The organism is Bacillus mycoides (assembly GCF_018742245.1).
Lineage (GTDB): Bacteria > Bacillota > Bacilli > Bacillales > Bacillaceae_G > Bacillus_A > Bacillus_A cereus_U.
On the sequence record NZ_CP036132.1, the window covers coordinates 4,086,552 to 4,108,456 of the forward strand.

Below are 21,905 nucleotides of genomic sequence, written 5' to 3' on the forward strand. Positions count from 1 at the left end.
TACACCCTCCTCGTTTAGTAAACCGTTTCTTTAAAGAAGAATCCTGTATCTAACGGACGATTTACCGGTTGTATTTCTTCTATCTCTTTCAATAAATCATCTTTCACGTCATAATACGCATCACGATCTTCTACACATAAATCAATCGCCTTACGATATTTCTTCGTTACTTCAATAATGTATTCAGAACTTTTTAGGACACCATCAATTTTTAAGCTATCGACTTCAGCATCGATTAGTTCCTCTAACTCATCGATGAAACAAATATCATTTGGACTCATAATGTGAGTACCGTTTTCATCTTCATAAATTGGATATTTGTTATTACGTTCTGGGTCGTATAAGAACATATTCTCTTCATACTTTTTCTTTTCGATGTCGAGATTACGCCCTTGATACTCAAAGTAGTTTCCTACTAGTGAACGCTTCGATTGGAACATGCAAGTCATACCGTGAATTTGTACTTCAAGTTCCACTTCAGCATTTTCTTTTAATTCAGCAATTTCATCTAAGCTAAGCTCACGAGCTAATACAGCGCGTTTCGCGCCTCTTTGCCCCCAATAGTTACAAGTAAACCAGTTTGTCGCTGTCGTTTCTGTATTCCAGTGAAGTTGCATGTTTGGTGCAACTTCACGAACAGCCATTAATACCGCTGGATCTCCGAAAACAATCGCATCTACATTTACCTCATTTAAAAAGGCAACGTAGTCCGTTAATTCTTCCACTTTATCATTATGAAACATCGCATTCATTGCAACGTATACTTTCACACCATTTTCATGTGCAATGTTTACAGCTTGTTTCACATCTTCACGTGAAAACTCTCCTGCCAAACGTAAACCAAACTTTTGTTCACCAACCATTACTGCATCTGCCCCTGCTTTCACAAGAGGTTCAATATCCGCCACCGCTCTAGGCGTTACTAACAATTCAGGTTTCTTCATACTTTTGTCACCCTCTCTTTTTACTTACAGCCACTCCATCGCCAATTGGGAAAATCGTTGTATCATATCCTTCATGGTTCATAAGCCATTCATTGTACGTCTTAATACGACGAATCAAACCACGCGTACGTCTATTTTCAATTTTCTCTTTTGTCGTCACAAGACCATGGTACATAACGTTATCTGAAATAATAACGCCACCAGGATTTAATAACGGTTCGTATAAGTCAAAAAAGCGACGATACTGCCCTTTCGCTGCATCAATAAAAATAACATCAAATGTTCCATGTTCTTTCACTTGTTCGCCCGTTTCTAAAGCATCACCGTAAATAACAGAAATACGTTCTGTTACCGAGGAACATTCTATATATTCAAGTGCCTTTTCATATCGTTCACGATTGCGCTCTACTGTCACAATGCGAGAGTTCGGAATAGCTTGCATCATACGAATACTAGAATAACCGATTGCTGTTCCAAGTTCTAAAATACTTTCCGGTCCAATTAAACGTAAAAATTGCAGCATAAACTCCATTCCAAGTCGATCCATAATCGGCACATGGTTTTCAGTTGCATACTCTTCCATTTCAAGAATTAATTTATCTTTTGGATCAATAAATGATAATAGGTACTCGTTAACTGCATCCTCCATAATTGGTCCTCCTTATTTACATGGAGAAGTGCCTCTATGACGCGTCAACCTTTGTCTTTTCACACATAGAATGCAATAAAAATACAAGCCAGTTTCACCCTTAGCTTGTACGTCCCGTTTTGATATTAAAAACGATTCTTCTGCCAGTTTTTAACCCGATATATTTTACCACAAAAAAGAGGGATGTGCGACCTTTTTCGCTACCCCTCCCGATTTCATTGTTTTTTCGTAATGTATTTTTGCTTTAATGCATTATGTTCTTCTAATGTTTTCGCATAATACACTTCACCACTTGGTGCAGCTAAGAAATAATAATAATCTGTTTGCGCAGGATCTAACGCTGCTTCCACTGAATGTTTACCAGAGTTTGCAATCGGTCCAACTGGCAACCCTTTCACAACATACGTATTGTACGGTGAGTTTACTTTCAAGTCTTCGTATAATACACGTTGTTTATGCTTTCCAAGCGCGTATAGTACCGTCGGATCCGTTTGAAGCGGCATACCTTTCGCTAAACGATTATAGAAAACACTAGAGATTTTCTGGCGATCTGTAAAGCCAGTGGCCTCTTCTTCAATAAGTGAAGACAACGTGAGAAGTTGATGAACATCCCAGTTCTTCGCTTTCATTTTCGCCTCATTTTGAACAATAATTGCATTTGTTTTCTCAAGCATCGGGATTACAATTTCTTCTAATTTCGTATCCTTTTTATAGAAAGAATACGTTGCTGGATATAAGTATCCTTCTAGTGGATATTTAATGTTACTATCAAAAATTTTATCCGTTAATAGCTTCGGATACTTTTGCTGCATTTTTTGAATAAATGCTTTATCGTTTAATTGACGCACAACATCATCTTTATTCCACTTTAATTCTGTCGCAATCACTTCAGCAATTTCAGTTACTTGCGCTCCTTCTTTAATCGTCACTTTATAAAGAGCCGGACGATGTACGTTGCCAGATGACATTTGTTCAATGACATCGTTAGCATTCATCGAAGGATTTAATAAATATGTACCTGCTTGTAAGCTTTTCGACTTAACTTTCGTATAAAAACTAAAAACTGTACCGCTGTTCACAGCACCTTTTTCTTCTAAAATCTCACCGATTTTACTTGTAGATGACCCCTTTGGAATCTCTACTTCAATCTCTTTTTTATTTCCACTATCAACTGGTCCTAATGCAGATGAAATATACGCATAGACTGATCCACAAACTAAAAGCAGTGCGATAATCGAAATTAAAAAAATGCGCCTACGCTTCTTCTTCACTTGATTCTCTACCAAAATTCTTCCTCCTTATTTAATTGTAGACCATATACACTTCCTCTATACAATGCCCTACAAACATAAAGCAAAACCAATCATTTCTAAATAATTGGTGACAGCTACTCATTTAAAGCCTCATTTCATACAACCCGTCTTATTATACTATAAACAATTAAGTAGTTTCGACAAAAAATCTGTCATTTTGCATATGAATACAAAAAAGGCGAACTGTATACACAGTCCGCCTTTTTATACATTACTACTCTTCGTCTTGCTCATCAGCAAGAGTGTTAAACATTTCTTGTACCATTTCCCACTCTTCTTCAGATTCAATTGAAAGTAATGTTCCGCCCTCTTCTTCACTTTGCTCGTATGCCATTGCATCGAAGATTTGGTCTCCATCTTCGTCTACTTCACCGATTGGAGAGAAGACTACATAAGATTTTTTGCCGAATTTTTCAGCATCAAAAGTGAAAATAATTTCACATAAATGTTCGTTTCCTTTTTCGTCTACAATTGTAATTTGATTTTCTTCCATTTTGGTCACCTCTTATTTACTATCTAGAAATCCTTGTAAGATTACGACTGCAGCCATCTTATCGATTACTTGCTTTCGCTTCTTACGGCTCACATCAGCTGAAATGAGTAGACGTTCCGCTGCCATCGTCGACAAACGCTCGTCCCACATTACAACTTCTAATTGTAACAGATTTCGCAGGTTTTCTGCAAATTGTTGGCACGCTTCACCACGCGGGCCAATTGTACCATTCATATTTTTAGGTAAACCTACTACTATTTTGTCCACATTGTACTGTTTTACCAACTCAGAAATACGGTCAAAACCAAAGTGGCCTCGTTCTTCGTTAATCCTGATTGTTTCCAGTCCTTGTGCTGTCCAGCCCATTTCATCGCTCATTGCAACACCGACTGTTTTAGTACCAACATCTAAACCTAATATTCGCATAAACTACTCCTCACGATGATGTTTCAAGTAAGACTTCACAAGCTCTTCAATTAACTCATCACGTTCAAGCTTGCGAATGATACTTCGTGCATCTTTATGGCGAGGTATGTATGCTGGATCTCCACTTAATAAATAACCGACGATTTGGTTAATCGGATTATAACCTTTTTCTTGAAGTGCATTATACACAGTTAAAAGTACATCATTTACATGGACACTCTGCTTTTCATCTTGAATGCTAAACTTCATTGTTTTATCAAAACCGTCCATTTCAAGCACCTCACTTGTAAGTAGTAAGTATAGGGAGAAGAACTTCTCCTCTCCCTATCATTGTACACTACTATCTCTTTATTTTGAAACAGATTTAACGTACTCTTGTACAAATGCTAAAGCTTCCTCAACTTGCGCTGGGTTTTTACCACCTGCTTGAGCCATGTCAGGACGGCCACCACCACCGCCTCCACAACGAGAAGCTACTTCTTTCACAAGTTTACCTGCATGGTAACCTTGACTAATTAAATCTTTCGTTACGCCAGCTAAAATATTTACTTTATCGTCATTTACAGACACTAATACAACAACTGCAGACTCTAATTTATTTTTAAGGTCATCCATCATTGTACGTAAATTGTTCATATCTGCAACATTTACTTTCGCCGCTAATACGTTCACACCATCAACTGTCATTACTGAATCAGTTAAGTTTCCAGCTTCGATATTGCTTAATTTCGCAGCAAGAGATTCGTTTTCTTTTTGAAGTTGTTTTACTTCAGCAAATAAACCATCAACTCTTGTTAAAATATCTTTCGGATTTGTTTTCATTTTTCCTGCTGCTTCTTTTAATAAACCTACTTGATCGTTCATTAATTCGTATGCAGATTTACCAGTTACCGCCTCAATACGACGCGTTCCTGCACCGATACCAGATTCAGCAACGATTTTGAAAATACCGATAGAAGCTGTGTTATCAACGTGACAACCACCGCAAAGCTCTAAGCTGTAATCGCCTACTTGTACAACGCGTACAACATCACCGTATTTTTCACCGAATAATGCCATTGCGCCCATTTCTTTCGCTTCTTCGATTGCTTTTTGAGAAATCGCAACATCAATACTTTGCCAAATTTTTTCGTTTACGATACGCTCAATTTTTTCTAATTCATCAGCTTGTACTTGACCGAAGTGAGAGAAGTCAAAACGTAAACGTTCAGATGTTACAAGAGAACCCGCTTGGTTAACATGCGTTCCAAGTACATCCTTTAATGCTTGGTGCAGTAAGTGAGTTGCTGTATGGTTTTTCACAACGCTACTACGGTTTTTCGTATCGATAAGAGCTTTTACAGCCGCTTCTTTCGTTAATGTACCTTCTTCAACAACAACTTTGTGTAAGTTTTGACCATTTGGTGCTTTTTGTACGTCTTTTACAAGAACTTTCACGCCGTCAGCAAGAAGATAACCACGGTCTGCAATTTGCCCACCGCTCTCAGCGTAGAATGGCGTTACATCAAGCATTAATTGTCCTTCTTCACCTGCTTGTAGGCTATCTGTGTACTCACCATTTTTTACAAGTGCAACAACGTTACTTTCTGTTGCAACTGTACCGTAACCAACGAATTCGCTCGCTACTTTAACTTCACCAAGTACACCGCCTTGAACTTGCATAGAATCAACGTCTTGACGAGCAGCACGTGCACGCTCACGTTGTTTCTCCATTTCATTCTCAAAGCCTGCTTGATCAACTGTCATACCAGCTTCTTCTGCATATTCTTCTGTTAATTCAATCGGGAAACCGTACGTGTCGTATAGACGGAACGCATCTACGCCAGAAATAACAGTTGTTTTTTCTTCTTTCGCTTTTGCAATTACTTCAGCTAAAATTGATTCACCATCATGAAGTGTTTCATGGAAACGCTCTTCTTCATTCTTCACAACTTTTGCGATGAAATCTTTCTTTTCAAGTACTTCTGGATAGAAGTCTTTCATTACTTCTCCAACAACCGGTACTAATTCAAACATGAATGGACGGTTGATATTTAATTTTTTCGAGTAACGAACAGCGCGGCGTAATAAACGACGTAACACATAACCACGGCCTTCGTTAGAAGGAAGTGCTCCATCACCAACCGCAAATGTTACTGTACGAATATGGTCAGCAATTACTTTAAATGCCATATCTTTTTCTAAGTCACCATTACGATACTTCTCGCCAGAAATTGATTCTGTCGCCCCAATCATCGGCATGAATAGGTCTGTATCAAAATTCGTAGGTACATCTTGAACGATAGATGTCATACGCTCTAGACCCATCCCTGTATCGATGTTTTTCTTAGGAAGCGGCGTATATGAACCGTCTGGGTTATGGTTAAATTGAGAGAATACAAGGTTCCATACTTCTAAGTAACGCTCGTTTTCTCCGCCCGGATATAATTCTGGGTCACTAAAGTCATTACCGTAAGCTTCACCGCGGTCATAGAAAATCTCTGTATTCGGTCCACTTGGTCCTTCACCGATATCCCAGAAGTTTTCTTCTAAACGGATGATGCGTTCTTTTGGAACACCCATTTTCTCATTCCAAATTGTAAATGCTTCTTCATCTTCCGGATGAATTGTAACAGATAGTAATTCTTTATCGAATCCGATCCACTTATCGCTCGTTAGAAATTCCCAAGCCCAAGTAATTGCTTCTTCTTTGAAGTAATCACCGATTGAGAAGTTCCCTAACATTTCAAAGAATGTATGGTGACGAGCCGTTTTCCCAACGTTTTCAATATCGTTTGTACGAATTGATTTTTGTGCATTTGTAATACGTGGGTTTTGCGGGATTACACGGCCATCAAAATATTTCTTTAATGTCGCTACACCACTATTAATCCATAGAAGAGATGGATCCTCGTGTGGAACTAGTGATGCACTTGGTTCTACTGCATGTCCTTTTTCTTGGAAAAAGTCTAAAAACATTTGACGAATTTGTGCGCCTGTTAGTTGTTTCATTGTATTTTCCTCCTTAAATATAAAAAACTCCCGCCCCTAATAAAAGGGACGAGAGTTAACTCGCGATACCACCCTAATTATGAATTGATTATTATAACAATCAATTCATCACCTCATGGTGCCGTAACGTGGCAAGACGGCAGTGATTAGCTGCTCTCAGGATTAGCTTTCTGTTACCCTTCATTTAAAGCTTCTTTCAGCCATTGGAAGCTTCTCTCTATAAATGGACTGTAACATACTTGTTCCGTCATTGATTTAATGTATTATATGACTAAATATAATAGAATTCTCTTAAGTTTGTCAATGTAGATAATAATAATTATATTGTACTACACACATTTTCGTTAGCTACATACGCATCTACTTTTCATTTTAAATATCTTCTCTTTTCCAAAGAGGCCTCACATGAACGACCACTGTCCGAATGACCGCTAAAATAGGAACCGATATTAGTAATCCTACAATCCCCGCAACTTCTCCCCCTACTAGTAACGCAAACATAATGATCACAGGATGCATACGAAGCGACTTACCAACGATGTAAGGCGATAAAATGTTACTTTCCAAAAATTGCAAAATAGCAATCGTAATCCCCGCCTTAATGAGTAAACTCGTTGATACCGTTGCCGCAATCATCAACGTCGGAATCGCCCCTAAAATAGGACCAAAGTACGGGATTATATCCGTTACCCCAATAATAATACCGAGTAATAACGGATATTTCATACCGATAAACCAAAAAGAAAGAACAGATACTCCCCCTAATACTAAGCAAACAAATAACTGTCCTCGAATATAACTTCCGAGTGACTTATCAATTTCTTTCGCAAGCATTTGACCCGTACTACGCCACTTACTCGGAACTAGTTTCCAAAAAACATGATAAAACTCACCGTAATCTTTTAATATGTAAAATACAATGAACGGAATTAAGAAAATAATGAGCAATGAATCCAGTACACCACGTGCTGTGCTCATAACTTTATTTAAAAGCGTTTGTATCTTCATTTCTACACCAACGAAAATTTGCTTTACCTTTTCATGAATAAATGATGGGAAATTCGCTGTTTGTTCTGTAACTCCATCCATCCAAGAATCGTACATTTTTGTAAACTGCGGAAATTGTTCATTAATTTCTTGTAACTGTTTAATAACAACTGGCGTTCCTTTATAAATCCCATAGCCAATTCCTCCAAAGAAAAGAATATAAATGAGCAAAATAGCAAGTGTGCGTGGCATTCCTTCCTTATGGATTTTTTCAATTAAAGGGTGTAATAAATAAGCAATAAAACAAGCAATAAAAAACGGTGTGATCGCCACTTTAAATACAAAAATAATCGGTGCCCATAGTGGCTTAATTTTTAAAAAGACGAGCAAACAAAGAAAAACGAGTAACAATAATCCTAAACGATATATCCAAATGATTTTAAGATTCTTCACACGAAAAACCTCCTCCACCTTTATTTTGAAAATAAATAGGTTAGGTTATGTGCAAAAGTTTTAAAATCTTTTTATACAGACCATACTGTTTTTTAAAGACGTACATATATTTAACATAATAAGGACAACCACCCCTGAAAATACAAAATGTCAAAATATAATCAGGAGGACTCATAATGGTCTTATTTATGCTTGCATTATCCGCACTTTTTATGCTTCTTGAATGGATTTGTATCGGGTTTGGTATTTGGAAAGGCTTCTTTATTCGTTCCTCGCGAAAAGAAAGAGCGAAACACTTATGGCATTATGGAATGCTTGGCGTTGGATGTTACGGTTTATCTTATCTCTTCTCTGAAATCGGACTTTTATATTTGCATACAAGCGCATAAAAAAACTCCCTTATCATGAAGGGAGTTTTTTACGCCTTATAAATAAGACTTAATCATCTTACGTGCTTTTTTCACATTGCGTTTTGAGAATACATCTTGTTTACGAGCATATTGATATGCTGCAGCTCCAACACCTAATGCGATTAATGAATTGCGTAGATTCAAAGTAAATCCCCCTTTTCGTTATCCGATCGTTCTTTCATTATCATCAAATAAATCATCAAGAGAGCTTAATGAACCATCTTCCTCTACTTGATGTGTATGGATTTTCCCCTTTGAAACCGATAATTCGATATAACAATTCCAGCAATAAAATTGGTTGACACCTATTTTTCCGATGTCTTTCCCTTTGCAATTTGGACAACTGAACATATGGCTTTCATCTCCTTACAGTCTCCCAGATTCTATTCGCCATTATGTCCAAACTGCATTCATTTATACATTACTGGAGCCTTTCAACGTTATACGTTTGAAAGTTTCACTATATAATTTCACCTTGTTACATGAAATCATACGGTGAAATGTTTTCCACATCCATTTCTTCACCATTAACCGTCACCATTTGCACTTCGCCTTGTGATTCTTGCAATCGGCCAGCTAAAGTCGTTTGACGCATTGCATCATCAAGGCGATTCACACCGGATTGAAAAGCTGCTTCCTCCCCGCAAATAATAAGGAATTTCTTACTTCTTGTAATACCCGTGTAAATTAAATTACGACGTAACATACGGTTGTAGCTTTTTACAATCGGCATAATAACAATCGGAAATTCACTACCTTGTGATTTATGAATCGAGCAGCAATATGCATGTGTAATTTGATTTAAATCTGGCTTTGTATACGTTACTTCAATCCCATCAAATGAAACGATAATCATATCTTGTTGCTCAACGTTTTCTTTCGCATAAAACACCGAAACGATTTCTCCGATATCACCATTAAACACCTGGCTCTCTGGCTGATTAACGAGTTGCAGTACTTTATCTCCTCTGCGGTATACAACATCACCGTATGCAATTTCTTTACTTTTTTCCCTTTTCGGATTAAACACTTCTTGGAGAGCTTCATTTAACACATTAATACCTGCCGGTCCGCGGTACATAGGTGCCAATACTTGTACATCTCTTGCGCTAAATCCTTTTGTCTTAGCATTTTCACATACTTTTTTTACAACTTCAACGATTTGAGCGCCTGTACAAGAAATAAAGGAACGATCCTTTTTATTTTGTGCTAAATCTGGCGGAAGCGCACCACCTTTTATCGCATGGGCAAGCTGAATAACAGATGACCCTTCCGCTTGACGATAAATTTCTGTAAGCTTGACCGTTGGAACTGCACCTGCATTCAATAAGTCTTTTAGCACTTGTCCAGGCCCTACAGATGGCAACTGATCTTCATCACCTACAACGATAACTTGAATATTTGTCGGAAGCGACTTAAACAGCTGATTTGCAAGCCAAATGTCAACCATTGAAAACTCATCAATAATGAGTAACTTTCCTTGTACCGGATCGGTTTCATTACGCTGGAAAGACCCTTCTGGCGTCCAACCGAGCAGACGATGAATTGTGCACGCCGGAAGCCCCGTCGATTCACTCATTCGCTTCGCTGCTCTTCCAGTTGGAGCCGTTAATAAAATCGGAAATGGATTATCATCACTATATTCATTCGGATTTAATGATACTCCGTGAAGTGATGCATACATTTCAACAATTCCTTTAATAACTGTTGTTTTCCCCGTTCCTGGTCCACCTGTTAATAACATCATCGGCTTATGAAGTGCAGTTTGAACTGCTTCTTGCTGAAGCGGCGCATACTGCACCTTTAGCTGTTCTTCAATTTCTCCTAATGTTTTTAACACTTCTGCTTCAGGGAATGCAGGGGTTTCTTCTTGATTCATAAGACGACGAATTGACTTTACAACGCCTTTCTCAGAATAGAATAAAGAAGCTAAATACACTCGCTCTTCTTCTATAATGACTTTCCCTTCGCTTTGCATCATTTCAACGCAACCTACAATATCTTCCTCAGTCACTCTGCCTTCTTGATTATTTAAAAGTGACATTGTTTCTCTTACAAGCTGACCTTTTTCCATATACACGTGACCGAGTTGTAATGAAATATTCTCTAACGTATAAAAACACCCTGCACGTACACGGTCGTCGTGATTGCCCGTTATTCCGATTGCACGCCCTATATCATCTGCTCTTCCAAATCCAATTCCATCCACTTCTTCAATAAGTTTATACGGATTATTACGAATCACTTCTAATGTCATCTCTTTATATTGCTGATAAATTTTAATAGAAAGTTTTGTTCCAAAACCGTAACCATTTAAAAAACTCATCACTTTCTCGAGCCCTTGATGCTCAATAATCGTCTCATATATTTCCTGCGCCTTTTGCTTGTTTACAACACCATTTAGCGCATCAGGATCATCCATAATTTTAGAAATCGCATGCTCACCGAGATGGTCCACGATTTTTTCGGCTGTACGCTTTCCAATCCCTTTAAATAAATCGCTCGCTAAATATTGCACCATACCTGCTTTTGTTTGTGGCAGTTCTTTTTTAAACGTTTCAACTAAATATTGTTTTCCATACTTTGGATGGTCCTTAAAATGACCTGTTAATGTAAACACTTCATCTTCATGCATACGGGGAAAATGACCGTTTATCATTACTTTTTTTTCGTCGTATGTTTCATTCGTTTCAATGACTTTCATACTGACAACGGAATAGAGGTTTTCTTCGTTGTGGAAAATGGTATGAAGAACTTGCGCTTTTATAAATTTTTTCTCTTCCTCAAACAAATCCATTGCATGTTGATTTCCCATATTTCCTCTCCTTTCCGAGTTCTTTTCACTTTAATGAGCAGTACATCCCCCACCTCTTTCACAGTCTTTAGATGAGGGGTAACTGCGCATTAAACTATAATTTCACTTTATTCAGCTTCTTGCTCTAATAAACGAATACCATTACCAGCTAAAAAGTGATCTGATTGAATTTCAGTCGCTTTCTTAAATAAAGTAAGAGCTTTCTCGTTATTTTCTTCGAATACGTACGCAACACCTAAATTATAATACGCATCTGCATGCTCTTCATCCATTTCTAATACCTTTTCAAAATAAGGTTTTGCCTCTTGAATATGTTCTAGTCGCGCGAAGCAAAGTCCGCATTGGAAAACAGCTTCTACATCATTTTCATCTAATTCAGTTGCTCTTTGTAAAAATGGCAGCGCAAGACGGTCATTGCCAAGTTGCACATGCGTGATACCTAACATAAATGTTACATCAGCTGATTGTAATCCCGCTTGCATCGCTTGTTCAAATACAGCCTTTGCCTCTGCAAATTGCTCTTGACCGTAATATACATTTCCTAAGCCATAATAAGCAGCCGCAGATTTACCATCTAATTCTAATGCACGTTTATAAAATAAAATTGCTCGTTCACTATCACCTAATGCATCTAATAAATTCGCAAAGTTAATGTATCCAAGCGCATCTTTCGGATTTTCTTCGATTGCTTCTGTGAAATTTTTAGCTGCTTCTTCCCAGTTTCCTTCTTGCATATATTTAATACCTGTTTCAAGTTTGTTTGACATATCCTTCACCTCTACAACAAATTATAACAAAGAATGTATTTTCCAAGCGAACGAAAATTCGCTTTATGTAAAAGAAACCTCTAACCGCTAATCGGCAGAGGCTTCTCGTGTTATCCTAAATAATCTAATTTCTTACCACTATGATATACTTCATCAATTGTAGCGCCGCCTAAGCACTCATCTCCATCATAGAAAACAACTGCTTGGCCTGGCGTAATCGCACGAATTGGCTCATCACAAAGAATACGAACTGTATTTTCATCAACGATTTGAACCGTTACTTTATTGTCTGCTTGACGATAACGGAATTTCGCTGTACACGTAAATTCTGTTTCCTTCGCTTTATTACTTACCCAGCCTACATTCGTAGCAATAACTTCATCACCATATAGAAGTTCGTTATGGAATCCTTGCTCAACATATAAAATGTTTTCTTTCAAGTTTTTTCCAACAGCAAACCATGGATCACCATTACCACCAATACCAAGGCCATGACGTTGTCCAATTGTATAGTACATTAAACCATCATGTTTCCCTTTCACTTCACCAGATAATGTTTGCATCACACCTGGTTGCGCCGGTAAATAGTTACTTAAGAAATCTTTAAAGTTACGCTCACCGATGAAGCAAATACCAGTACTATCTTTCTTCGCCGCTGTCGCTAGACCAGCTTCTGTCGCCATTTCGCGAATTTGTGGTTTCTTTAATTCACCTAATGGGAACATTGTTTTTGATAATTGCTCTTGGCTTAATTGATTTAAGAAATATGTTTGATCTTTATTGTCATCAACGCCGCGAAGCATTTTATATTCGCCGTCCATATAAGCAACGCGTGCATAATGACCTGTTGCTACATAATCAGCACCAAGTGCAATTGCATGCTCTAAAAATGCTTTAAATTTAATTTCTTTGTTACACATTACATCTGGGTTCGGTGTACGACCAGCTCGGTACTCATCTAAAAAGTACGTAAATACTTTATCCCAGTATTGTTTTTCAAAGTTTACTGCATAATATGGAATGCCGATTTGGTTACACACTTCAATTACATCATTGTAATCTTCTGTTGCTGTGCAGACACCATTTGCATCTGTATCATCCCAGTTTTTCATAAAAATTCCGATTACATCATAACCTTGCTCTTTTAATAAAAGAGCTGCTACAGATGAATCGACGCCACCGGACATCCCGATGACAACGCGTGTTTCGTGAGGTAGTTTGTTCATCATGTCACCTCCCATGCTAATTTTGTGTTAATCGCTTCACGATTTTCACTGTTTCGTACGCCGCTTTTTCAATTTGCTCTTTCGTATTTCCAAGACCGAAACTAAAGCGTACGGATGAACGTATTTGATCGGAGTCTTTTCCGAACATCGCCACTAATACATGTGATGGATCAATCGAACCAGCTGTACAAGCAGAACCACTTGATACTGCAATGCCAGCTAAGTCTAAGTTTACAAGAAATGGTTCAATATTCATTCCTGTAAAACTTACATTCAACACATGTGGTAAGCGATATTCCAAGTTTCCGTTTACCTCGAAAGTAATGTCTTCATTTTTGAAGACAGATACCATTATATCTTTAAACTCTTCATATTGGGCATTTTTTTGCTCACGAGTTTGTTCAGCTAGCAAAATTGCTTGCTGAAGTCCGGCAATACTAGGTACATTTTCAGTACCAGCACGACGTTTCCTTTCTTGCTCTCCGCCTATTAATAACGGTTCAAACTTCACATTTGCACCAGCATATAGGAACCCGACACCTTTTGGTCCGTTAATTTTGTGTGCTGAAATTGATAATAAATCAATTCCAAATTCTTTTACATCAATCGATAATAAACCGTAGGCTTGTACAGCATCTGTGTGGAAATAAGCTTGATGTTCTTTTAACAGCTTACCTATTTCCGCAATTGGTTGCATTGTCCCTACTTCATTATTCCCGAACATAATAGATACAAGAATCGTCTCTTCCGTTAGTGCCTTTTGTATGTCAGAAACTTGAACACGCCCTGTTTCATCAACAGGTAAATACGTCACTTCAAATCCTTCACGCTCTAACAATTCACACGTATGCAAAATCGCATGATGTTCAATTTGCGTTGTAATAATGTGGCTACCTTTGTGACGATTCGCGCGCGCTACACCTATAAGTGCTAAATTATCAGCTTCTGTACCACCGCTCGTGAATATAATTTCATTTGGACTCGCGTGAATGCTACGTGCACATACACGTCTCGCCTCATCTACCGCATGGCGCGTTTGACGCCCATAAAAGTGAATACTAGACGGGTTTCCAAATGTTTCTGTCATATATGGAATCATCTTTTCGACCACTTCTGGGTGAGTCGGAGATGTCGCAGCATGATCTAAGTAAATGCGTTCCATTAAATCTCCTTCTTTCCAAATCGTTTCACAAGGAATTAAATGTAAAACATATAGCCCCCGTGATTTTCTTCCTCATAACGTACTAAATCTTCTAAAGTTGTACTATCTAATACTTCTTGCACCGCATCACGAACACGCATCCATAATTGGCGTTGTGCTGGTTCTTCTTCTTCTATCATTTCTACAACACTAATTGGACCCTCTAGTACACGGATTACATCTCCAGCTGTAATGTTGACTGGCTGATCAGATAATACATATCCGCCATATGCACCTCGCGTACTCTTTACAAGACGAGCGTTACGAAGTGGTGAAATTAATTGCTCTAAATAATGCTCAGATAGGTCATGTGCCTGCGCAATTGATTTTAATGAAATTGGGCCTTCACCAAATTTTTTTGCAAGGTCGATCATAATTGTTAAGCCGTAGCGGCCTTTCGTTGAAATCTTCATCTATTTGCACCTCATTTCAAATTTTCACTTCTATTGGTTATATCTTATTTATAAAAGAACACAATTTAAAATCCTATGAAATTATAGCATAATATAGTATTATAAGGAATTTCAACTTGTGTATCAAAATGATAACATAAAATCACATTGAAAAACTCGGAAATTATTACAATTGAAAGAAAAATGAAAATATTCATATTCATTTTTCCCACAAAACAGCATCCTATTTCAAATTTCATCAAAAAAAAATGATACGATAGAATGAGATTATACATTAAGGGAGAGGGTCAAATGAAACAACCACTCGCACATCGAATGCGCCCTACAAATATTCAAGAAATTATCGGACAACAGCATTTAGTTGGTGAAGGAAAGATTTTATGGCGAATGGTCCAAGCAAATCATTTTCAATCAATGATTTTATATGGTCCTCCAGGCACAGGAAAAACATCAATCGCTAGCGCAATTGCAGGAAGCACCGGAACCCCGTTTCGCCTCTTAAACGCTGTTACTCATAATAAAAAAGATATGGAAGTTGTCGTACAAGAAGCGAAGATGCATCGGCACCTCGTTTTAATTTTGGATGAAGTTCATAGGCTAGATAAAGCGAAGCAAGACTTTCTATTACCCCATTTAGAAAGCGGACTTCTTACTTTAATTGGTGCAACGACAAGCAATCCGTTCCATGCTATTAATTCTGCTATTCGAAGTCGTTGTCAAATCTTCGAATTACACGCATTAACAGAAGATGATATTTTAATTGGCTTAAAACGAGCGCTTGAAGATAAAGAAAAAGGGCTTGGGGAATATGATGTAACTGTTACGGGTGAAGCATTACATCACTTTGCAAATGCGTCGGGCGGAGATATGCGCTCAGCTTATAATGCACTTGAACTAGCTGTTTTATCTAGCTTTACAACTGACGACAAAGCCGCGGAAATTACACTTGAAATCGCAGAAGAATGCTTACAGAAAAAGAGTTTCGTTCACGACAAAGGTGGCGATGCTCACTATGACGTTTTATCTGCTTTTCAAAAATCAGTACGCGGAAGTGATGTGAACGCCGCACTTCATTATTTAGCACGCCTTATTGAAGCTGGTGACTTACAAAGCATCGGTAGACGTCTGCTTATTATGGCATATGAAGATATCGGACTTGCTAGCCCACAAGCTGGACAGCGTACACTAGCAGCGATTGAATCAGCGGAACGGGTCGGCTTTCCAGAGGCGCGCATACCACTTGCAAATGCCGTTATCGAGCTTTGCCTATCACCAAAATCCAATTCAGCTTATAAAGCACTTGATGCTGCATTACACGATTTACGTAACGGTCAAACAGGTGACATTCCAAGTCATTTAAAAGATAGTCATTATAAAGGAGCCGAATCGTTAGGAAGAGGCATCGGATACTTATATCCACACGACCATCCAAACGGGTGGGTACAACAACAATACTTACCTGATAAAATTAAAAACAAGCAATATTATAAACCGAAAACGACAGGGAAATTTGAGCAAGCACTTTCTACTGTTTATGAAAGATTACAAAGTTCGCATAAAATGAAGAATAAAGGGTAATATAAGCGAAAACGTCACCATTACGGAGGCTTCGCTTATGAAAACACGTCAAGATGCATGGACAAAAGAAGACGATCTCCTTTTAGCAGAAACTGTTTTACGACATATTCGCAGCGGAAGTACACAAATAAAAGCATTCGATGAAGTTGGTGATACATTAAACCGAACTTCAGCAGCTTGTGGCTTTAGATGGAATGCTGAAGTAAGACCGTATTATGAAGATGCGGTGCAAATTGCAAAAAAACAACGTAAAGAATTAAAGCGTTCGGAAGCTAAAATAGAAAAAGAGCAGTTCACACAAACTCGGCAGCTCGTAATCGATGCCGAGTTTTCAGAAGATATTGTCCCAAATAAACAAGATCTTACAATGCAAAATGTCATCTCATTTTTGCAAAACTTGGAGCACAATAACCCTTCACTCGCAAAGTTACAAACTGAAAATGACGTATTACAAGATCAGCTCACTTCCCTGCAAAAAATGAATAATGAACTTGAAGCCAAATTAGCTGTTCTCACAAAAAAACAACAAGCAATCGAAGAAGATTATGCAATGCTTGTTAGAATTATGGATCGTGCTCGAAAACTTGTTTCGGTCGAAGAACAAGAAGAGCAAATTGCTCCGATTTTCAAAACCGATCAAAATGGAAATTTAGATATTATATATTCTGCAGAGAACTAAAAACAGGGATGCCACTTTTTTGACTAAGTGACATCCCTGTTTATTTTCTCCTTGGTGAAACAGCACCACAGTAAATGAAATTATATTAACAATTCGACACCGATATTTCTTTAAAACATACAAAAAGCATATACCCTAGGCGGATATATGCTTTCTTTTTTATTCTTGCCCTACACGCTTCACTTCTACGTTTTTAATACGTTCACGTACAACGTGACTTGCCATAATCAAGCCTGCCACAGATGGTACGAATGCATTTGAAGAAGGTGGTAATTTCGCTTTACGAATTTTTGCATTTTCGTCCGGTACGATTTCTTTACGTACTTCTTCACGAATTACGATTGGGTTTTCGTCAGAGAAGACAACTTTCACACCTTTTTTAATACCATCTTTACGAAGCTTCGTACGAATTACTTTCGCAATTGGATCTGTATGTGTTTTTGAAATGTCCGCAATACGGAAACGTGTTGGGTCCATTTTATTTGCCGCACCCATACATGAGATAATTTTAATTTTACGACGTAAACATTGTTTAATTAAATGAATTTTGAACGTAATCGTATCAGATGCATCCACTACGAAATCTAAACCGTGTTTAAAGAACTCTTCATATGTTTCATCTGTATAAAACATCTCTAGTCCAATTACTTCACACTCTGGATTAATGTCTGCAATACGCTCTTTCATTAATTCTACTTTTGAACGTCCTACAGTAGATACTAACGCGTGAATTTGACGGTTTACGTTTGTAATATCTACAACGTCTTTATCAACTAATACAAGACGTCCTACGCCAGAACGTGCTAGCGCTTCTGCCGAAAATGACCCTACGCCGCCAATTCCTAAAATACCGACTGTACTATTTTTTAATATTTCAAGGCCTTCTTTTCCAAAGGCTAATTCATTACGTGAAAATTGATGTAACATTCAGCTCTACACTCCTATTACAAAAATGGTCTACCATGTATTCTAGCGTTTTTCCGACTATTTGTATAGAAAAAGTTATAGAATTCCTAAAAATACATATTCAAACAAGGAAAACATAATGTAAACCGGACTTTTTTCTTACGTATACGTTTAAAAAGGAGGATTTAGAGAACCGAGCAGATCGAGGCACTTATGCTAGGAGGAGCACAGTGTAGGGATACTACTCGAGCACCGGACTAACATACGTAACGATAAGATGCGACGGTTATCTAAACCGGACTTTTTTCTTACGTATACGTTTAAAAAGGAGGATTTAGAGAACCGAGCAGATCGAGGCACTTATGCTAGGAGGAGCACAGTGTAGGGATACTACTCGAGCACCGGACTAGCATACGTAACGATGAGATGCGACGGTTATCTAAACCGGACTTTTTAAACAACCTCTATAAAAAAAGCCTAGACGGCTATAGTATAACCATCTAGACTCTATTCTTACTTCTCTTCTTTCACTTTCACGTTCAACTTCAAGTTCAGTTCTTCAAGCTGTGCTTCTGCAACTGGGCTTGGAGCTTCTGTTAATAAGCAGCTTGCGCTTGCTGTTTTCGGGAATGCAATTGTATCACGAAGGTTCGTACGACCTGCAAGTAACATAACAAGACGGTCTAAACCTAATGCGATTCCGCCGTGTGGTGGTGTACCGTATTCGAATGCTTCTAATAAGAATCCGAATTGTTCTTGTGCTTCTTCTTGTGAGAAGCCAAGTGCTTTGAACATTTTTTCTTGTACGTCACGCTCGTAAATACGAAGTGATCCACCACCAAGCTCATAACCGTTTAATACAAGGTCATATGCTTGTGCACGTGCTTTTTCTGGTGCTGTTTCTAATAGTTCAACATCTTCACGGAATGGCATTGTGAATGGATGGTGAGCTGCGAAGTAACGATCTGCATCTTCATCGTACTCAAGAAGTGGCCAATCAGTTACCCATAGGAAGTTAAATTTACTTTCGTCAATTAGCTCAAGTTCTTTACCTAGACGTAAACGAAGTGCACCTAAGCTATCTGCAACAACGCTCCTCTTATCTGCTACGAATAGTAATAAGTCGCCAGCATTAGCTTCTAATGTACTCATTAGCACATTTGCATCTTCTTCACCGAAGAATTTTGCAATCGGTCCTTTTAGGCCATCTTCTTCAACTTTAAGCCAAGCTAGACCTTTTGCACCGTATACTTTTGCGAATTCAGTTAATGCATCGATGTCTTTACGAGAGTATTTGCTCGCTGCACCTTTTGCGTTAATCGCTTTTACTTGTCCGCCGTTTTCTACAGCACTTGTAAATACTTTAAATCCACAACCTACTGCAAATTCAGATAGGTCTTTTAGTTCCATTTCAAAGCGTGTATCCGGCTTATCAGAACCAAAGCGAGCCATTGCATCAGCATATTTCATACGAGGGAATGGTGCACTAACTTCTACACCTTTTGCATCCTTCATGACTTTCGTCATCATACGCTCCATCATTTCTAAAATTTCATCTTGTGTTAAGAATGATGCCTCGATATCAATTTGCGTGAATTCCGGTTGACGGTCCGCACGTAAATCTTCGTCACGGAAACAACGTGCTACTTGATAGTAACGCTCAAATCCACCGACCATAAGAAGCTGTTTAAATAGCTGCGGAGATTGAGGTAATGCATAAAATTCACCATCATGCACACGGCTTGGTACTAAATAGTCGCGAGCTCCTTCTGGCGTGCTCTTCGTTAAAATTGGTGTTTCAACTTCTAAGAACTCTTCTGTATCTAAGAAGTTACGAATTGTTTTCGTTACGTCATGACGCATTTTGAATGTGTTGAACATTGCAGGACGACGTAAGTCTAAGTAACGATATTTTAAACGCACATCTTCTGATGCATCTGTATCATCAGCAATAATGATTGGCGTTGTTTTCGCTGCGTTTAATACATTCACTTTCGATGCTTGTACTTCAATACGACCAGTTGCCATATTATCATTAATTGCGCCTTCACCACGTTCAACAACTGTACCTTCTACGTGTAATACGTATTCGCTACGAATCGTTTCTGCTACTTCTAACGCTTCTTTTGATGTTTCTGGATTAAATACAACTTGTACGATACCTGTACGGTCACGTAAGTCGATAAAGATTAATCCACCTAAATCACGGCGTTTTTGTACCCAACCTTTTAATTGAACTGTTTGTCCAACCGCTTCTACTGTTACTTTTCCGCATGCATGTGTTCTTTCAGCCACTTTAAGTTCCCCCTATATTAATTTCTCTGCTACATATGAAGCAAATACATCTAACGCTACTTCTTCTTGTCCGCCTGTTGCCATATCTTTTAAGTTAATGATGCCTTTATCTAGCTCATCTTCCCCTAATACAGCTACGTATTTCGCATTTAAACGATCTGCAGATTTAAATTGTGCTTTCATTTTGCGATCTAAATAATCTTTTTCAACTGCTAGTCCAGCTTTACGAAGATCAAACGCAATTTTCGCAGCTTGGTCTTTCGCTTTTTCACCAAGTGCTACAACGTAACAATCAATACTATGTTCAATTGGTAACTCAATATTTTCAGCCTTCAGCGCCATAATTAAACGCTCAATACTCATCGCAAAACCGATACCTGGCATTTCCGGTCCACCGATTTCTTGTACAAGTCCGTTATAACGGCCACCGCCACTTAATGTTGTGATAGCACCGAAACCTTCTGCCTCACTCATAATTTCAAAAACAGTGTGTTGGTAGTAGTCTAAACCACGTACTAAATTCGGATCTTTCTCAAATGGAACATCCATCATCGTTAGTAGTTCTTGTACTTTGTCGTAGTATACTGCCGAACCTTCGTTTAAGTATTCTGTAATAGATGGTGCCGTGCTCATTAATTCATGATTACGGTCCTTCTTACAGTCTAAAATACGAAGAGGGTTTTTTTCTAAGCGAGATTGGCAATCAGAACAGAATTCTCCGATGCGCGGCTCAAAGTGAGCAATTAACGCATCACGGTGTGCTTGACGACTCGCTGCATCACCTAAGCTATTTAATACAACTTTAATATTTTTTAAGCCCATACCGCGGTAAAACTCTACAGCAAGTGCAATTACTTCTGCATCAATTGCTGGATCGTTACTACCAATTGCTTCAATACCGAACTGTACGAATTGACGATAGCGACCTGCTTGTGGTCTTTCATAACGGAACATTTGGCCGATATAGTATAATTTTGTTGGTTGTGTTGCATCACCGAACATTTTGTTTTCAACGTAAGAACGTACAACAGGTGCAGTACCTTCTGGACGTAATGTTAAACTACGCTCTCCACGGTCTTGGAATGAATACATTTCTTTTTGTACGATATCTGTCGTATCACCAACACCACGTAAAAATAGCTCTGTGTGCTCAAAAATTGGTGTACGAATTTCTTTATAATTGTAACGACGGCAAATGTCGCGCGCTTGCCCTTCGATATACTGCCATAACTCTACACTACCTGGAAGAATATCTTGCGTTCCGCGTGGGATTTGAATAGACATATTCAGTTCCTCCTCAAATTGTTTTAATCTTAATAAAAATAAAAAAACTCCCGCCTCTACTGTTTGAACAGTAGG

21 protein-coding genes and 2 other annotated features (1 of these 23 only partly in view) are annotated in these 21,905 nt (G+C 38.3%); of the genes, 3 read left to right on the top strand and 18 right to left on the bottom strand.

Translation table 11 applies throughout. The features are described from left to right. Window positions 1-14: 14 nt before the first annotated feature. From EXW56_RS20975 to EXW56_RS21010, 8 genes are all read right to left on the bottom strand, one after another. A complete protein-coding gene (locus EXW56_RS20975) occupies window positions 15-944 on the bottom strand; it encodes a peptidase U32 family protein (protein ID WP_016106210.1) in 930 nt (309 codons plus the stop codon). A 7-nt stretch (window positions 945-951) separates the two neighbouring features. Beyond that, on the bottom strand, window positions 952-1,593 hold the full coding sequence (locus EXW56_RS20980; RefSeq protein ID WP_002111971.1) for an O-methyltransferase: 642 nt from the start codon (window positions 1,591-1,593) through the stop codon (window positions 952-954). Window positions 1,594-1,808: 215 nt separating this feature from the next. Beyond that, window positions 1,809-2,879 carry an endolytic transglycosylase MltG gene (gene mltG, locus EXW56_RS20985; protein ID WP_002111972.1) on the bottom strand — a complete coding sequence of 357 codons (1,071 nt, stop codon included), beginning with the start codon at window positions 2,877-2,879 and terminating at the stop codon, window positions 1,809-1,811. Between the two features lie 241 nt (window positions 2,880-3,120). After that, window positions 3,121-3,399 (bottom strand): DUF1292 domain-containing protein, encoded by a 279-nt coding sequence (locus EXW56_RS20990; RefSeq protein ID WP_002111975.1) that lies wholly within the window; start codon window positions 3,397-3,399, stop codon window positions 3,121-3,123. A 12-nt stretch (window positions 3,400-3,411) separates the two neighbouring features. Then, window positions 3,412-3,825, bottom strand: coding sequence for a Holliday junction resolvase RuvX (gene ruvX / locus EXW56_RS20995; RefSeq protein ID WP_001221204.1), 414 nt, complete (start codon window positions 3,823-3,825; stop codon window positions 3,412-3,414). 3 nt (window positions 3,826-3,828) lie between these two features. Beyond that, window positions 3,829-4,095 carry an IreB family regulatory phosphoprotein gene (locus tag EXW56_RS21000; protein WP_002111976.1) on the bottom strand — a complete coding sequence of 89 codons (267 nt, stop codon included), beginning with the start codon at window positions 4,093-4,095 and terminating at the stop codon, window positions 3,829-3,831. A gap of 78 nt (window positions 4,096-4,173) precedes the next feature. Then, window positions 4,174-6,816, bottom strand: a complete 2,643-nt coding sequence (alaS, locus tag EXW56_RS21005; protein WP_002199289.1) for an alanine--tRNA ligase — start codon at window positions 6,814-6,816, stop codon at window positions 4,174-4,176. A 41-nt stretch (window positions 6,817-6,857) separates the two neighbouring features. After that, window positions 6,858-7,076: a binding site (T-box leader), on the bottom strand. A 112-nt stretch (window positions 7,077-7,188) separates the two neighbouring features. Next, the gene (locus EXW56_RS21010; protein WP_215596912.1) at window positions 7,189-8,256 is read right to left on the bottom strand and encodes an AI-2E family transporter; all 1,068 of its coding nucleotides are present in this window, start codon (window positions 8,254-8,256) and stop codon (window positions 7,189-7,191) included. Window positions 8,257-8,432: 176 nt separating this feature from the next. On the opposite strand from EXW56_RS21010, the gene EXW56_RS21015 reads away from it, so the two are divergent. Then, window positions 8,433-8,645, top strand: coding sequence for a hypothetical protein (locus tag EXW56_RS21015; RefSeq protein WP_002199288.1), 213 nt, complete (start codon window positions 8,433-8,435; stop codon window positions 8,643-8,645). A gap of 36 nt (window positions 8,646-8,681) precedes the next feature. Here EXW56_RS21015 and EXW56_RS21020 read toward each other — a convergent pair whose 3' ends face one another. From EXW56_RS21020 to cymR, 7 genes are all read right to left on the bottom strand, one after another. Beyond that, window positions 8,682-8,810: a YrzQ family protein gene (locus EXW56_RS21020; protein WP_002015286.1), complete on the bottom strand. Its 129-nt coding sequence runs from the start codon at window positions 8,808-8,810 to the stop codon at window positions 8,682-8,684. An 18-nt stretch (window positions 8,811-8,828) separates the two neighbouring features. Beyond that, on the bottom strand, window positions 8,829-9,017 hold the full coding sequence (locus EXW56_RS21025) for a hypothetical protein (protein ID WP_002015288.1): 189 nt from the start codon (window positions 9,015-9,017) through the stop codon (window positions 8,829-8,831). 127 nt (window positions 9,018-9,144) lie between these two features. Next, entirely contained in the window at window positions 9,145-11,481 is a 2,337-nt protein-coding gene (gene recD2 / locus EXW56_RS21030) for an SF1B family DNA helicase RecD2 (protein WP_002111980.1), read from the bottom strand. Between the two features lie 107 nt (window positions 11,482-11,588). Beyond that, window positions 11,589-12,248, bottom strand: a complete 660-nt coding sequence (locus EXW56_RS21035; protein WP_002111982.1) for a tetratricopeptide repeat protein — start codon at window positions 12,246-12,248, stop codon at window positions 11,589-11,591. A gap of 110 nt (window positions 12,249-12,358) precedes the next feature. Continuing rightward, complete coding sequence (mnmA, locus tag EXW56_RS21040) at window positions 12,359-13,474, bottom strand: tRNA 2-thiouridine(34) synthase MnmA (protein ID WP_002199287.1); 1,116 nt, start codon at window positions 13,472-13,474, stop codon at window positions 12,359-12,361. A 16-nt stretch (window positions 13,475-13,490) separates the two neighbouring features. After that, window positions 13,491-14,636, bottom strand: coding sequence for a cysteine desulfurase family protein (locus EXW56_RS21045; RefSeq protein WP_215596913.1), 1,146 nt, complete (start codon window positions 14,634-14,636; stop codon window positions 13,491-13,493). 35 nt (window positions 14,637-14,671) lie between these two features. Beyond that, window positions 14,672-15,088, bottom strand: a complete 417-nt coding sequence (gene cymR, locus EXW56_RS21050; RefSeq protein WP_000704117.1) for a cysteine metabolism transcriptional regulator CymR — start codon at window positions 15,086-15,088, stop codon at window positions 14,672-14,674. A 291-nt stretch (window positions 15,089-15,379) separates the two neighbouring features. Here cymR and EXW56_RS21055 point away from each other — a divergent pair, with 291 nt between their 5' ends. Next, window positions 15,380-16,666 carry a replication-associated recombination protein A gene (locus tag EXW56_RS21055; protein ID WP_215596914.1) on the top strand — a complete coding sequence of 429 codons (1,287 nt, stop codon included), beginning with the start codon at window positions 15,380-15,382 and terminating at the stop codon, window positions 16,664-16,666. Between the two features lie 37 nt (window positions 16,667-16,703). Next, entirely contained in the window at window positions 16,704-17,345 is a 642-nt protein-coding gene (locus tag EXW56_RS21060; protein ID WP_002034101.1) for an RsfA family transcriptional regulator, read from the top strand. Between the two features lie 159 nt (window positions 17,346-17,504). Here the strand turns inward: EXW56_RS21060 and EXW56_RS21065 are convergent, their stop codons facing one another. From EXW56_RS21065 to hisS, 3 genes are all read right to left on the bottom strand, one after another. Beyond that, a complete protein-coding gene (locus EXW56_RS21065; RefSeq protein WP_000903181.1) occupies window positions 17,505-18,272 on the bottom strand; it encodes a tRNA threonylcarbamoyladenosine dehydratase in 768 nt (255 codons plus the stop codon). A gap of 492 nt (window positions 18,273-18,764) precedes the next feature. Then, window positions 18,765-20,546: an aspartate--tRNA ligase gene (aspS, locus tag EXW56_RS21070; protein WP_215596915.1), complete on the bottom strand. Its 1,782-nt coding sequence runs from the start codon at window positions 20,544-20,546 to the stop codon at window positions 18,765-18,767. Window positions 20,547-20,558: 12 nt separating this feature from the next. After that, the gene (gene hisS / locus EXW56_RS21075) at window positions 20,559-21,830 is read right to left on the bottom strand and encodes a histidine--tRNA ligase (protein ID WP_215596916.1); all 1,272 of its coding nucleotides are present in this window, start codon (window positions 21,828-21,830) and stop codon (window positions 20,559-20,561) included. A gap of 69 nt (window positions 21,831-21,899) precedes the next feature. Further along, window positions 21,900-21,905: a binding site (T-box leader), on the bottom strand; it runs 225 nt beyond the window's last position.